General features: G+C 63.4%; 12 protein-coding genes. 5 read left to right on the top strand and 7 right to left on the bottom strand.

Going from position 1 to position 13,358, the window contains the following annotated elements:
- Positions 1-5 precede the first annotated feature (5 nt).
- Positions 6-1,424 carry an aminotransferase-like domain-containing protein gene (locus AC1DZ8_RS19655; protein ID WP_477307284.1) on the bottom strand — a complete coding sequence of 473 codons (1,419 nt, stop codon included), beginning with the start codon at positions 1,422-1,424 and terminating at the stop codon, positions 6-8.
- Positions 1,425-1,530: 106 nt separating this feature from the next.
- On the opposite strand from AC1DZ8_RS19655, the gene AC1DZ8_RS19650 reads away from it, so the two are divergent.
- Positions 1,531-2,394, top strand: a complete 864-nt coding sequence (locus AC1DZ8_RS19650; RefSeq protein WP_477307282.1) for a DMT family transporter — start codon at positions 1,531-1,533, stop codon at positions 2,392-2,394.
- Between the two features lie 499 nt (positions 2,395-2,893).
- Here the strand turns inward: AC1DZ8_RS19650 and AC1DZ8_RS19645 are convergent, their stop codons facing one another.
- Genes AC1DZ8_RS19645 through AC1DZ8_RS19635 form a run of 3 tightly spaced genes read right to left on the bottom strand, consistent with a single transcriptional unit; the run spans position 2,894 to position 5,330 of the window.
- A complete protein-coding gene (locus tag AC1DZ8_RS19645; RefSeq protein ID WP_477307280.1) occupies positions 2,894-3,934 on the bottom strand; it encodes a zinc-dependent alcohol dehydrogenase family protein in 1,041 nt (346 codons plus the stop codon).
- Between the two features lie 33 nt (positions 3,935-3,967).
- Complete coding sequence (gene maiA, locus AC1DZ8_RS19640; RefSeq protein ID WP_477307278.1) at positions 3,968-4,618, bottom strand: maleylacetoacetate isomerase; 651 nt, start codon at positions 4,616-4,618, stop codon at positions 3,968-3,970.
- 4 nt (positions 4,619-4,622) lie between these two features.
- Positions 4,623-5,330, bottom strand: coding sequence for a fumarylacetoacetate hydrolase family protein (locus AC1DZ8_RS19635; protein WP_477307276.1), 708 nt, complete (start codon positions 5,328-5,330; stop codon positions 4,623-4,625).
- A gap of 179 nt (positions 5,331-5,509) precedes the next feature.
- Here AC1DZ8_RS19635 and AC1DZ8_RS19630 point away from each other — a divergent pair, with 179 nt between their 5' ends.
- Positions 5,510-6,193 carry a response regulator gene (locus AC1DZ8_RS19630; RefSeq protein WP_023681717.1) on the top strand — a complete coding sequence of 228 codons (684 nt, stop codon included), beginning with the start codon at positions 5,510-5,512 and terminating at the stop codon, positions 6,191-6,193.
- Here the strand turns inward: AC1DZ8_RS19630 and AC1DZ8_RS19625 are convergent.
- The 3 genes from AC1DZ8_RS19625 to AC1DZ8_RS19615 are packed head-to-tail and all read right to left on the bottom strand — an operon-like array spanning position 6,178 to position 9,176.
- The gene (locus AC1DZ8_RS19625) at positions 6,178-6,627 is read right to left on the bottom strand and encodes a hypothetical protein (RefSeq protein WP_477307274.1); all 450 of its coding nucleotides are present in this window, start codon (positions 6,625-6,627) and stop codon (positions 6,178-6,180) included. The genes AC1DZ8_RS19630 and AC1DZ8_RS19625 overlap by 16 nt on opposite strands.
- A 15-nt stretch (positions 6,628-6,642) precedes the next feature.
- Positions 6,643-7,986: an ATP-binding response regulator gene (locus tag AC1DZ8_RS19620; RefSeq protein WP_477307272.1), complete on the bottom strand. Its 1,344-nt coding sequence runs from the start codon at positions 7,984-7,986 to the stop codon at positions 6,643-6,645.
- 5 nt (positions 7,987-7,991) lie between these two features.
- Complete coding sequence (locus AC1DZ8_RS19615; RefSeq protein ID WP_477307270.1) at positions 7,992-9,176, bottom strand: FIST N-terminal domain-containing protein; 1,185 nt, start codon at positions 9,174-9,176, stop codon at positions 7,992-7,994.
- Between the two features lie 246 nt (positions 9,177-9,422).
- Here AC1DZ8_RS19615 and AC1DZ8_RS19610 point away from each other — a divergent pair, with 246 nt between their 5' ends.
- The 3 genes from AC1DZ8_RS19610 to AC1DZ8_RS19600 all read left to right on the top strand — a co-directional run bounded on the left by AC1DZ8_RS19610 (position 9,423) and on the right by AC1DZ8_RS19600 (position 13,204).
- Positions 9,423-9,923 (top strand): (2Fe-2S)-binding protein, encoded by a 501-nt coding sequence (locus AC1DZ8_RS19610; RefSeq protein WP_477307268.1) that lies wholly within the window; start codon positions 9,423-9,425, stop codon positions 9,921-9,923.
- 119 nt (positions 9,924-10,042) lie between these two features.
- The gene (locus AC1DZ8_RS19605; protein ID WP_477307266.1) at positions 10,043-12,394 is read left to right on the top strand and encodes a xanthine dehydrogenase family protein molybdopterin-binding subunit; all 2,352 of its coding nucleotides are present in this window, start codon (positions 10,043-10,045) and stop codon (positions 12,392-12,394) included.
- Positions 12,395-12,406: 12 nt separating this feature from the next.
- Positions 12,407-13,204, top strand: coding sequence for an FAD binding domain-containing protein (locus AC1DZ8_RS19600; protein WP_477307264.1), 798 nt, complete (start codon positions 12,407-12,409; stop codon positions 13,202-13,204).
- Positions 13,205-13,358: the final 154 nt, after the last annotated feature.

Here is a 13,358-nt window from a genome sequence, read left to right as displayed (position 1 = left end):
CGAGTTCAGCGCGCCATTGCCGACTCGAGCACCCTGAAAATCCGCTCGTCCTGGCACTGGGCAACGTTGAAGCGCAGGAAGCGGCTGGCGGTTCCCGACAGGCTGAACGCGTTGCCCGGCGCCAGCACGACGTTGTCGGCCAGTGCGCGGCGGGCGATGTCGGCGGCATCCACGCCATCGGGCAGGCTGCACCACAGGAACAGTCCGGCGGGCTGGTCGATCCAGGGCGTGATGCCGATCGCCTTCAGGCGCGTGCTCGTTTCAACCATGGCGCGGGAAAGGCGCGCCCGCAGCAGGTCCATGTGCTTGCGGTAGCTGCCGTCCCTGAGCAGCGCCAGCACCAGTTCGGCCGCAAGCCGGCCGCCGCCGAAGGTGGTGGCGATCTTGAGGTCGGTGAGCTGCTCGATCCAGTCGCGCGGTGCAGCGATGAAGCCGCAGCGCACCGAGGCCGACAGCGTCTTGGAAAAGCTGCCGATATGAACGACGCGGTTGAGGCCGTCGAATGCCGCCAGCCGGGGCGCCGGCGCATGTTCGAAATCGGCGAAAATATCGTCCTCGACGATGGTCAGATCCGACTGGTCGGCGAGCTTCAGCAGCCGGTGCGCGGTGACCGGCGACAGGACAGCGCCTGTCGGGTTGTGGATGGCGGAATTGGTGATGTAGAGGCGCGGTCTGTGCTCGGCGAGCGCCTGCGCGAACAGCTCGATATCCGGTCCCGTTTGCGTGTAGGGAACACTGACGACCTTGGCGCGGTGGGCGCGCAGCAGCGCGTGAAAATTGAAATAGCAGGGGTCGTCGACCAGAACGGTATCGCCGGGTTCGATCAGGAACCGGCACAGGAGATCGATAGCCTGCGTGCCGGATTCCGTCAGCATGATCTGGTCGGGCGAAACGTCGATGCCGTGCCCTTCCATGCGCCGCGCCAGCAATTGCCTGAGCGGCGGCAGGCCGAGCGGCGTGCCGTAGTCGGCGAGCGCGACATCGTCGGCGCGCGCCACCGTGCGCAGCGCCCGGCGCAGAGCGGACTGCGGCATCCACGAAGCCGGCATCCAGCCGCAGCCGGGTTTCAGCATCTCGCCGCCGGCTTCCAGCGACTGGCGCGAGACCCAGAGCGGGTCGACTTCACGGTCGAGCCGGGGACCGATCTCGGCCAGCGACAGTGGCGCCAGCGACCCGGCGGCATAGAAGCCAGAGCCCGGCCGGGATCGGATCGCGCCTTCGGCAGCAAGCCGCTCATAGGCCTCGACGACGGTCGATTTGGATACCTGCATGGCTTTGGCGAAGGCGCGGATCGAGGGCAGCCGCGCGCCAGGCGTCAGGCTGCGCGCAGCAATCCGCTGGCGGATGGTCGCCATGACAGTTTCGACCAGCGTGGTCGCGACAGGAGCGTATGCCGTGTCGGTTTCCAGAACGAGTTTGGTCATCTGTATTGCTCAATTGGCCATTACAGTTTGATAGAATTGTACCGCATTGTCTCTAGCTCCGCCATAGGGTCAAGCCCGATACAGAGCCAAAGCAATGGAGCCTGGAATGGACAAGAGCACGAGCGGCTGGGTGAACGGATTCGTCGGCGTGCTGATCTTCAGCGGCTCGCTGCCGGCGACGCGCGTGGCAGTGGCGGATTTCGATCCGACGTTCCTGACTTCGGCCCGCGCGGCGATCGCCGGACTGCTCGGCTTGGCGATGCTCGTGCTGTTCCGGCAGAAGCGGCCAGAGCGCAGCGATTTTCTGTCGCTGGTGATCGTGGCGCTGGGCGTGGTTGTCGGCTTTCCCCTGCTGACGGCGCTGGCGCTGAAGCACGTCACCTCCGCCCATTCCATCATCTTCGTCGGCCTGTTGCCGCTGGCCACTGCGATCTTCGGCGTGCTGCGCGGCGGCGAGCGTCCACGCCCGGCCTTCTGGCTGTTTTCCTGTATCGGCAGTGCGCTGGTTGCGGGTTTTGCCCTGATGCAAGGCGTGACGGCGTCCCCAATCGGTGATGGCCTGATGCTGGCCGCCATCATCGTCTGTGGCCTGGGCTACGCCGAGGGTGCCGCACTATCGCGCCGGCTCGGCGGCTGGCAGGTGATCTGCTGGGCGTTGGCGATCTCGTTGCCGATCATGCTGGTGCTGACGTTCGCGACGCTGCCGCCATCCTTCGCCGGCATCGGCTCCGGCGCCTGGATCGGTCTCGCCTATGTCTCGCTGTTCAGCATGCTGATCGGCTTCGTGTTCTGGTATCGCGGCCTGGCCCAAGGCGGCATCGCCGCCGTCGGGCAATTGCAGTTGCTGCAGCCCTTCTTCGGACTGGCGCTGGCGGCGACGCTTCTGCACGAGCAGGTCAGCCCGCTGATGGTGGTTGTCACGCTGGGTGTGGTCGCCTGCGTGGTCGGGGCGAAGAGGTTTGCGCGGTAGGATTGGCTGATTCGGCCGCGGTATCATTAATGTGAAATGACAGAACTTGGTGGAAGCAGTCACTCCGCGATCAGGTTGGGCCACGAGTCGGAAAGCGGAGCGGGGTTGCCGGATCAAGGCCAACCTCGAAAACCCGAAGCGGTACAACTGTATCGTGTGGATGAACGCGGCCGGTCCAATTTCCCCATACCACCTCAGCCATAAACCTGCGGCCGCGACATTCGACCTCAATCAAGTCACCAACCACCGGAGCCGTTCCAGCAAATCGGTTTTCGTCTGCGCGAAGCTCACGTTCCGTGACTACTTCGCCATCCTTTAGCGCAATACGCTTTACCCAATAGGCCATAGCGACAGTATAGTTCCTGTGTGTGGCTGGTCCAGCCAGGTTCAATCCGATGATCGCTTGGGGTCGATTCTGACGGACTAGCGCAACCTTGTCGAGCGATTCTACTGGCGTCTTGGTTGCATGGACTGTTCTGCAATTTCTATCGAATCGCTGTCAGAACTTCGTCACAACCCCGATGCCAATCCCCTCGAACCCGCCCATCGCCATCAGCGCCGCTGGCGCCTCATCGAGGCTGATCTTCTTGCCGACCAGCAGTTCGGGCTTCAGCTTGCCGGTGCGGATCATCTCCATCATGGCGGGGTAGCGGTAGGCCTGCATGCCGTGGCTGCCGAGGATTTCGAGCTCGAAGGCGATCACCTTGTCCATCGGCACCTGTGGCCGGGCATGCTCGCCTAGCATCAGGCCGACCTGCACGTGGCGGCCGCGCCGGCGCAGATTGGAAATCGAGTTGAACGATGTCGTGGGGTGGCCGAGCGCGTCCATCGACATGTGCGCGCCGCCATTGGTGATCTGCTTGACCGCCTTGACGACATTCGGCGTGTTCGAGGCATTGATGGTCGCCACGGCGCCGATCTTTTTGGCGAACTCCAGCTTCTCGTCGGTGAGGTCGATGGCAATGACATTGGCGCCCATGGAACTGGCGATCATGATCGCCGACAGGCCGACGCCGCCGCAGCCATGCACCGCGACCCATTCGCCCGGCGTCACCCGGCCCTGGTCGACAATGGCGCGAAACGAGGTGACGAAGCGGCAGCCGAGGCTGGCGGCGGTGGCAAAGTCCATCTCCTCGGGCAGCCGCACGAGGTTGGTGTCGGCATGTTCGATGGCGACATATTCGGCAAACGAGCCCCAGGCGGTGAAGCCAGGCTGCGTTTGATGCTCGCAGACCTGATGATTGCCTGAGGTGCATTCGAAGCAGCGGCCGCAGCCGACGCAGAACGGCACGGTGACACGCTCGCCGGCCTTCCAGCGAGTGACCTGCTTGCCGACGGCAACGACGATGCCGGCCAGTTCATGGCCGGGAACATGCGGCAGGGTGATGCCGTCATCATGGCCCATCCAGCCATGCCAGTCGCTGCGGCAAAGCCCGGTGGCCTCGACCTTGATGACGACGCCGTCGGCGGCCGGTTTCGGATCCGGCACGGTCTGGATCGTCGGCGCTTGGCCGAATTTCTCGAAGACGACGGCTTTCATCGGGTGGTCCTCATGCTCTGCGCCAGTGCGCTTCTATTCCGCATCTATCTGATTCTCCGGCGCTGCCTTCCGAAAGGCCGGCAATGCCATGCAGGCGGCGTGGATGCGCGATATCGTGGGGTAGGGCGTCAGGTCGACGCCGAAGCGGGCGTTGCTGGCGATCTGGGCGACCAGGCAGATGTCGGCGAGGCCCGGCGCGTCGCCGTGGCAGAAGGTGCCCGTCTCAGCTGATGAAGCCAGAATCTTTTCAAGCGGCTGGAAACCTTCGTTGACCCAGTGGCGGAACCAGTTGACGACGTCCTGATCGCCGGCGCCGAACAAAGTGCGTAGCGAGGTCAGCACGCGCAGATTGTTCACCGGGTGGATGTCGCAGGCGATCATCTGCGCCAGCATTCGTACACGGGCACGGCCGAGCGCGTCCTTGGGCAGCAGCGGCGGTTCGGGCTTGGTCTCGTCGAGATATTCGATGATCGCCAGGGACTGCGTCAAAAGCGTGCCGTCGCCGAGGATCAGCGCCGGTACCAGTCCCTGCGGATTGACCGCTAGGTAAGCCGGTTCCAGATGGTCGCCATGACGCAGATGATGCGGCACGTATTCGTAGGTCAGCCCCTTCATCTCCAGCGCGATGCGCGCGCGGTAGGAGGTGGAGGAGCGGTAGTAATTGTGGAGGACGAGGTCGCTCATCGGATCACGGCTTGCCGATGGGATCTTGGCCGATGGTGATCTCGATGGTGCCGATGCCGTCGACACCGCCGGTCATCGTCTGGCCGGCTGCGACCGCGCCGACGCCGGCCGGCGTGCCGGTAAAGATCAGGTCGCCCGGTTGTAGTGCAACCGCACCGCTGCAGATCGAAACGATGTCGGCGATAGGCCAAATGAGTTCGGCGAGATCGCCGTCCTGTATCACCGCGCCGTCGAGCGCGAGCCAGATGCGGCCCTTTTGCGGATGGCCGGATTTTGCGGCGGGGACCAGCGGGCCACAGGGCGCCGAGCGGTCGAACGCTTTCGACCAGTCCCAGGGACGCGCTGCTTTCTTGGCCTCATCCTGCAGGTCGCGGCGGGTGAGGTCGATGCCGACGCCGTAGCCCCAGACATGGTCGAGCGCTTCAGCCCGCGGGATGCGGAAGCCGGCCTTGCCGATCGCCGCGACCAGCTCGATCTCGTGATGCAGGTTCTTGGTCAGCGGCGGGTAGGGGATTGTGGTGCCGCTGTCGACCACCGCATCGGCCGGCTTGGTGAAGAAGAAGGGCGGGTCGCGCTCGTCATTGCCGAGTTCGCGGGCGTGCGCGGCATAGTTGCGGCCGACGCAGAAGATGCGGCGCACAGCAAAACGTTCGGCCGAGCCGGCGATGGCGACCGACGGGATTGCGGGCAAGGGGAGGACGAAGTCTGTCATGCCAGGTCTTTCTGCTTCAACTGCCGGCACATTTGACCGATTTGAACCGCCGGGCAAGGCATAGGCGTCCGCAAAAGCATCGGCGCCGCTTGCCCGGTTAAGATGGCGATAGACTATTTGCCAATAAGCTGGCCATACCAGCGGGAGTATCCTGTCCAGGAAGGACTGAAACGAACCCCATGACCGCAATCAACGATCGCGCCCGGTTCCTGATCATCGACGACCATCCGCTGTTTCGCGAGGCGCTGCACAGTGCCGTGCAGATGGCCTACCCGGAAGTCGACACGGTGGAGGCGCGCTCGATCGCAGAGGCGCTCGATCTTCTGGGTGGGATAAAACCGTTCGATCTGGCGCTGCTCGATCTCAACATGCCCGATGTCCATGGCTTTGACGGGCTGCTGCAGCTCAGGACCCGCCATCCGCGGCTGCCGGTGGTCGTCGTCTCGGGTTATGAGGAGCCAAAAATCATCTCCGAGGCGCTGTCCTATGGCGCTGCCGGCTTCATCCCGAAATCGGCGCGCAAGAGCGATCTCGCCGCCGCTATTCGCTCTGTGATGGAGGGCGCGATCTATGTGCCGGAAAACTATGAGGGACAGCCGCCGGACGCCGACAGCACCGACCGCGCCGACATGGTACAGCGCCTGGCCAAGCTGACGCCGCAGCAGCTGCGCGTGCTGCAGATGCTGCGCCAGGGCCTGCTCAACAAGCAGATCGCCTACGAGCTGCAAGTCGGCGAAACCACGGTCAAGGCGCATGTCTCGGAGATCCTGCGCAAGCTCAACGTCTACAGCCGCACGCAGGCGGTGATCGAGGTGTCGAAGCTGGACAATGCCGAGCTGTTTAGGGATCAGGCGGGGTTTTGAGCAGATACCTCTCGGTCGCTCACCGCGTCGGCGCGGGCCAGCGACACCCTTTTTATTCGATCCGCATGAGCGAGATACAAGACGAGGATTGAATGCTGCGCCTCGTCGAAGCGGTCCCAAGGGCCGAACTTACCCAAATAGGGATCTTTCCGAGCCGCGCCACTTTTCGAGGGCACCCCAAAGATCTTCAGCACGTCGTTGCGGCTGGACGAAAAGGGAATGTCCAAGAGGTCTCGATCCAGATTGTCGGCTTCGATGAATATGGTGTTTATCCTTTCATCGGTATCGCAGATGAAGGAAAATTTGTTACCCGCAGAAACGTAATTTATTCGGATTTCCGGAAGATCGTCGTCAACAGTTCGTTTGAATTTCCAGGATTCAAACGGCGGCGACGCCAAGAGCGCCCACGCCGGCTTCCCCAGGTAATCAAGCATCGCGTTAGCCATTCTCTAGGCCAGCAAATGCGCCAGCAGCGCCCTTAGCTGCGCCGGTTTCAGCGGCTTGCGCATCAGTTCGATGCCGGCGGCGCGGGCGGCTTTGGCGACGGCTTCGGAGGCGTCGGCGGTGACGATCAGCGCCGGCACGGCGCGGCCGAGATAGTCGCGGACTTCGGCTATTGTTGCGGTGCCGAGGTCGCCGTCGTCGAGATGCTGGTCGGCAATAACGATGTCGGGCACCCAGTCGGTATCGCCGAGCAGGCTGAGTGCGTCCTCGGTCGAGGTCGCGGCGCGCACCAGGCATTGCCAGCGCTCGAGCAGGAAGGTCATCGCCTGCAGCACGTCGGCGTCGTTTTCGACCAGCAGCACCTTGGTGCCGAACAGGCCATAGCCGCGCGGACGCTCCATCTCGGCAAGGCTGGCGATGGCGTCGGCGCTGGCGCCGATGCCAACCGGCACGTCGATATGGAAGATCGTGCCGCGTCCGACCTTCGAGGAGAACGTCACGGGATGGCCGAGCGCGGCTGCCATGCGCCGCACGATGGCAAGGCCCAGTCCCAGCCCGCCGCCGGAGATCCCGGTATCGGCCGGAAAGGTGGAGCCGCGATGGAATTCCTCGAACACCGCCTCGCGCTGGTCGTCGGGAATGCCGCAGCCGGTGTCGGCGACATCGATGCGGATGGTGTCGCCGCGGTGCCTGGTGCCGACCAGCACGCCGCCGGAGCGGGTGTAGCGCAATGCGTTGGACAGGATGTTTTGCAGGATGCGGCGCAACAGCGTGCGGTCCGAACGCACCACGGCGCTGACCGGGCGGAATTTCAGTGTCAGCCCCTTCAGCTTGGCAACCGGCTTGAAATCCGAGCGCAGCGAGGAAAACAGCGTCTCCAAATTGACGTCGCCAATGTCGGGCAGGACCACGCCGGCATCGAGCTTGGAAATGTCGAGCAGCGTGCGCAACAGGTCTTCCATGGTCTCCAGCGAGCGCTCGACCTGGCGGACGAGTTTCTTGCCCTCGTCGCTGGTCTGCACTTCGGCCAGCGCCGAGACGGAGAGATGGGCGGCGTTCAGCGGCTGCAGCACGTCATGGCTGGCGGCGGCCAGGAACCTGGTCTTGGACAGGTTCGCCAGTTCGGCGTTTTCCTTGGCGGCGCTGAGGTCGATGTTCGACTGTTCCAGCCGGCGCAGGGTCGAGTGCAGCTCCTCCGTGCGGATGCGCACGCGGTTTTCCAGCGAAATCGCGGTCTGGAACAGCGAGAAGGCGTTGCCCTGCTGGTCCATCGAGCGCTCGACGCGGCTGACCAGAGCGGCGTTGATCTTCTTCAGCCTGTCGACGTCGTCGATGTCCCTGAGCGGCATGGAACCTATTCCGCCGCCTGGCGGTCGCCGAAGGCGATGCCGGTGAAAGTCTGGTTCAGATGCATCGAACGATACTGTTCGCCATAGGTGCCGAAGCCGATGACGTTGTTGACCCGGTAAAGCTCCGAAATGTCGCGGAAGACCTGGCGGTTGCGCGCATCGAGCCTTCGCAGCACACAATCGAAGCCGAGGATCATGTCGATGCCGCCGAGCCGCTCCTCGACGTCGCGCAGGGCGGCGCGCGTCGATTCCACCATGTCTTTCGGCTGGGCGATGGACAGCACGACGCCGTCGTCGATAGCGCAGAAGAACGACAGCGAGCCGTCGGGATGCATCTTCTGGATCGAGCGGCAGTAATATTCGCCACCCACCTTCACCACCACCGGGTGCGAGGCGAAGCTCAGCGGCGTCAGGTTCTGCGCGACGATGCCGACCGAAGCGGCATATTCCTCAGCCGCATTCGTGGCGTTGAATTCGCGCACAGTGCGATGGTCGGGATCGGATGCCGTCACCACCAGCTTCTCATCGGTGGGGACGAAATTATCGGTCTTGAAGACGTGGAAGGGAATTTCGGTCGATATGAGCACGATGATGGCGCTGTCGGAAGCCACCTTGCCGTTCGAGATCAGCCTGGTGGTTTCGAATTTCAAATCGTCGCCCGCCGAACCGCCGATCAGCGGGATGTCGTCCAGCCCCCAATGGATGGCCGAGGTCACCGCTTCCTCGGCAAAGGACAGGCCGTCGATGAAGCAGAGCGCAAAGGTGCTGTTGGAATGGCAACTGCCGATGCGCCCGCGCAGCAGCCGCCGCAAAGCCTCGACTTCACCGGTGATCCTGTCCATGCCCGACGAGGAGAGATTGTCGACCATGGTGCTGACCGCGCAAAACGACGCGGAGGGAAGCAGAAGAGCCAGCACATGGCCTTCCTCCAGGCCCTGCGGGGTGATCTCGCCGGCAGTCGAGCAGGCGGCATAGGCCAGCCCCGGCGCATGGGTCTTCAGCGCTTGCGACAGCGCGCTGGCGTCGACCAGGCTCTGCGAGAAGAACAGCAGCGCAAAGCCGGCGTTGATGGCAGAGGCTTCGGCGGCGACCGCCTGGGCGAACGCATCCATGTCAGGCTCGTCTGTGGTGAGCGCCGACAGACCGGATGCATAGCTCGTCCGTGAACTGGCCAGCAGCTTTCTCCGCATTCCTCCGACGCATTTTTTGCGCGCTTGTTTTTATGTCTCTTGGCGCCAGCGTCGATGACATTGTTGCCTTCAATCCGCACTTTGGCAATGGGGCCGACAGGCCCATGATTTTCGCTTTCTCCATGACCGAAAGTACAATGAGCGCCGTGTGTTTTTTGCGCGTTGTGCGGTGTACGAATAGCGCATGGCCGAGCGCCAAAGCCGCATCGGCAGCATGATTACCGAGGTAATACCCAGGGAGGATGCATGTCGGACGTTTCGTTTGTCGTGAACGGAAAAAGGGTCACTGGCGCTGCCGAGGACCGAACGCTTCTGGTTCATTTCCTGCGTGAAAATCTTGGTCTCACCGGAACGCATGTCGGCTGCGACACTTCGCAATGCGGCGCCTGCGTCGTGCATGTCGACGGCAGGGCAGTGAAGTCCTGTTCGATGCTGGCCGTGCAGGCCTCCGGGTCGACCGTGGTGACGATCGAAGGGCTGGCCAACGGCGCCGACCTGCATCCGGTGCAGGCCGCATTCAAGGAACATCACGGCCTGCAATGCGGCTTCTGCACGCCGGGCATGATCATGACCGCGACCGACATGATCGCGCGCCATCCCGAAGGCCTCGACGAGGCGACGGTGCGCACCGAGCTCGAAGGCAACATCTGCCGCTGCACCGGCTACCACAACATCGTCAAGGCGATCCTCGCCGCATCGAAGACGATGGCGAAGGCGTCGAAGGGCAGGGCGAAACAAGCTGCTTAGGCATAAGGGAATAGGGCAGTAGGGGAGTAGGGCAAAAAAAGGCCAATGCAACTCGGCCGCTTCCCTACTCCCTTACTCCCCTACTGCCCTACTCCCCTAAATTCCGGAGGAATTTTCTTATGGGTATTGAAGGTATCGGCGCTCGGGTCGTGCGCAAGGAAGACAAAAGATTCATCACCGGCGCCGGCCGTTATGTCGACGACATGGTAGTTCCCGGCATGAAGCATGCCGCTTTCGTGCGCAGCCCGCATGCGCATGCGCAGATCAAGAAGATCGACGTCAAAAAGGCTCAAGGCATGCCCGGCGTCATCGGTGTCTTGACCGGCAAGGAGCTCAAGGCCGACGGCATCGGCAACCTCATCTGCGGCTGGATGATCCATTCCAAGGACGGCTCGCCGATGAAGATGGGGGCCTGGTCGCCGCTGGCGGTCGACAAGGTGCGCTATGTCGGCGACGCCGTCGTCATCGTGGTGGCCGAAACCAAGGGCCAGGCGCGCGATGCGGCCGAGGCCGTCGAGATCACCTACAAGGAACTGAAGGCGGTGGTCGATGCCACCAAGGCGCTGCAAAAAGGCGCGCCGCAGGTCCATGCCGAGGCCGAGGACAATCTGATCTTCGACTGGGAGATCGGCGATGCCAAGGCGACCGACGCGGCGATCAAGGCCGCCGCCCACGTCACCCGCATGAAGATCGTCAACAACCGGCTGGTGCCCAACGCCATGGAGCCGCGTGCAGCGCTTGGCCACTACGACAAGGCTGAGGACCATTTTACCTGCTGGACGACCTCGCAGAACCCGCATGTGGCGCGGCTGGTGATGAGCGCCTTCTACAATGTCGCGCCGGAAAACAAATTGCGCGTCATTGCGCCCGATGTCGGCGGCGGCTTCGGCTCGAAGATCTACATTTACCCCGAAGAGATCGTCTGCCTGTGGGCGTCGAAGAAAACCGGCGTGCCGGTCAAATGGGTCGCCGACCGCACCGAAAGCTTCCTCACCGACGCGCATGGCCGCGACCATGTCTCGACCGTGGAAATGGCGTTCGACAAGAACAACAAGATCACCGGCTTCAAGGTCGATACCATCGCCAATCTCGGCGCCTACATGTCGCTGTTCTCGTCCTGCGTGCCGACCTATCTCTACGCAACGCTGCTGTCGGGCCAGTACAACATCCCGACGATCCACGCCAATGTGCGCACCGTCTACACCAACACCGCACCGGTCGATGCCTATCGCGGGGCAGGGCGGCCGGAGGCGACCTATCTGCTTGAGCGCACCATGGAGACCGCCGCACGCGAACTCGGCGTGTCGCCGGCGGAGCTTCGGCGCAGCAACTTCATCACCACCTTCCCGCATCAGACGCCGGTGATCATGAATTATGACGCCGGCGACTATGGCGCTTCGCTCGATGCGGCGACAAAGGCGTCCGACTATGCCGGCTTTGCCAAGCGCAAGGCGGCCGCCGCGAAAGCCGGCAAACTGCGCGGCATCGGCATGAGCTGCTACATCGAGGCCTGCGGCATCGCGCCGTCGGCGGCGGTCGGCTCGCTCGGCGCCGGCGTCGGCCTGTGGGAATCGGCCGAAGTGCGGGTCAACGCCGTCGGCACGATCGAAGTGCTGACCGGCTCGCACAGCCACGGCCAGGGCCATGAGACGACCTTCGCTCAGCTGGTCAACCAGCGTTTTGGCGTGCCGATCGAGTCGGTCTCGATCGTCCATGGCGACACCGACAAAGTGCAGATGGGCATGGGCACGTACGGCTCGCGCTCGGGCGCTGTCGGCATGTCGGCCATATCGAAGGCGCTCGACAAGGTCGAGGCCAAGGCCAAGAAGATCGCCGCCCATCTGCTCGAGGCCGACGAGGGCGACATCGTCATCGAGAATGGCGAGGTCAAGGTTGCCGGCACCGACAAGAGCCTGCCCTGGTTCCAGGTGGCGCTTGCCGCCTACACCGCCCACAATCTGCCGGCCGGCATGGAGCCCGGCTTGAAGGAAACGGCCTTCTACGATCCGGCGAACTTCACCTTCCCGGCAGGCTGCTACATCTGCGAAGTCGAGATCGATCCGGAAACCGGCACGACCGAGATCATCCAGTTCGTCGCCGCGGACGATTTCGGCAACATCATCAACCCGATGATCGTCGAGGGCCAGGTGCATGGCGGCATCGCGCAAGGCATCGGCCAGGCGCTGCTGGAAGGCGCGCACTATGACGCCAGCGGGCAGCTGCTGACAGCGAGCTACATGGACTACACCATGCCACGCGCGGGCGACCTGCCGTCATTCAAGGTCTCGACCTCCAACACCCCGTGCCCGAGCAATCCGTTGGGGATCAAGGGTTGTGGCGAGGCCGGCGCCATCGGCTCGCCGCCGGCGGTCATCAACGCCATCACCGACGCCATCGGGATTGTCGACATTGCCATGCCGGCCTCGCCGTCCACGGTCTGGGCGGCGATCCGCGCGGCAAAGAAGCACTGAGGAGGAACGAAGATGTATTCGGTCAATTATCATCGCGCCGCCTCGGTCACTGACGCCGCCAAGCTGGTGAAGAGCGGCGACGCCAAGCTATTGTCGGGCGGCATGACGCTGATACCGGCAATGAAGACGCGGCTCGCCGCCCCCTCCGACCTGGTCGACCTGTCCCGGATCAAGGATCTGCAAGGCGTCAAGGTGTCGGGCAAGACCGTCACCATCGGTGCGGCCACCACCCATTACGACGTCGCCAATGACGAGAAGCTGAGAAAGGCCTGCCCGGCGCTGGCGCATCTGGCGTCGCTGATCGGCGATCCGGCGGTGCGCCACAAGGGCACGATCGGCGGTTCGGTCGCCAACAACGACCCGGCCGCCGATTATCCGGCAGCGCTGCTGGCGCTCGGCGCCACCATCGTCACCAACAAGCGCGAGATTTCGGCCGCCAAATTCTTCACCGGCCTGTTCGAGACGGCGCTGAAAGACGGCGAGATCATCACCGCGGTGAGTTTTACCGCGCCGGCCAAGGCAGCCTACGAAAAATTCCGCAATCCGGCCTCGCGCTATGCGATCGTCGGGGTGTTCGTGGCCAAGGGCAAGGACGGGGTCAGCGTTGCCGTCACCGGCGCCGGCGATGACGGCGTGTTCCGCTCGAAGGAGATCGAGGCGGCACTGGCGAAAAACTTCGCCGCATCGGCGCTCGACGGCGTGAAAGTGCCGGCGAAGAATTTGATGACCGACCTCCACGCTTCGGCCGAATACCGCGCCAACCTTATCGCGGTCATGGCCAAGCGCGCTGTGGCCGCGGCCAACGCCTGACATCGTCAACTACTACTGACAAGGAAAGGGGCCGTTGCGGCCCCTTTTTTCGTTGGCGGCGGCCTGTACCTGCCCCGTTCTTGCGAGTTCGCCGCCGCCCGCGAATCCGTTGCTCCAGGTAATTCCCGTGCAAGAACAGTCGCATACTTGCCAG

This window comes from Mesorhizobium sp. P2_F7, assembly GCF_056403695.1.
This window is presented reverse-complemented; position numbering and strand designations above follow the sequence as displayed.

Bases quoted from the DNA above. Each gene is read 5' to 3' on its own strand.
- AC1DZ8_RS19655 (WP_477307284.1), bottom strand. From the start codon at position 1,424: ATGACCAAACTCGTTCTGGAAACCGACACGGCATACGCTCCTGTCGCG.
- AC1DZ8_RS19605 (WP_477307266.1), top strand. From the start codon at position 10,043: ATGGGTATTGAAGGTATCGGCGCTCGGGTCGTGCGCAAGGAAGACAAA.
- AC1DZ8_RS19625 (WP_477307274.1), bottom strand. From the start codon at position 6,627: ATGCTTGATTACCTGGGGAAGCCGGCGTGGGCGCTCTTGGCGTCGCCG.
- maiA (WP_477307278.1), bottom strand. From the start codon at position 4,618: ATGAGCGACCTCGTCCTCCACAATTACTACCGCTCCTCCACCTCCTAC.
- AC1DZ8_RS19600 (WP_477307264.1), top strand. From the start codon at position 12,407: ATGTATTCGGTCAATTATCATCGCGCCGCCTCGGTCACTGACGCCGCC.
- AC1DZ8_RS19630 (WP_023681717.1), top strand. From the start codon at position 5,510: ATGACCGCAATCAACGATCGCGCCCGGTTCCTGATCATCGACGACCAT.
- AC1DZ8_RS19610 (WP_477307268.1), top strand. From the start codon at position 9,423: ATGTCGGACGTTTCGTTTGTCGTGAACGGAAAAAGGGTCACTGGCGCT.
- AC1DZ8_RS19650 (WP_477307282.1), top strand. From the start codon at position 1,531: ATGGACAAGAGCACGAGCGGCTGGGTGAACGGATTCGTCGGCGTGCTG.
- AC1DZ8_RS19635 (WP_477307276.1), bottom strand. From the start codon at position 5,330: ATGACAGACTTCGTCCTCCCCTTGCCCGCAATCCCGTCGGTCGCCATC.
- AC1DZ8_RS19615 (WP_477307270.1), bottom strand. From the start codon at position 9,176: ATGCGGAGAAAGCTGCTGGCCAGTTCACGGACGAGCTATGCATCCGGT.
- AC1DZ8_RS19645 (WP_477307280.1), bottom strand. From the start codon at position 3,934: ATGAAAGCCGTCGTCTTCGAGAAATTCGGCCAAGCGCCGACGATCCAG.
- AC1DZ8_RS19620 (WP_477307272.1), bottom strand. From the start codon at position 7,986: ATGCCGCTCAGGGACATCGACGACGTCGACAGGCTGAAGAAGATCAAC.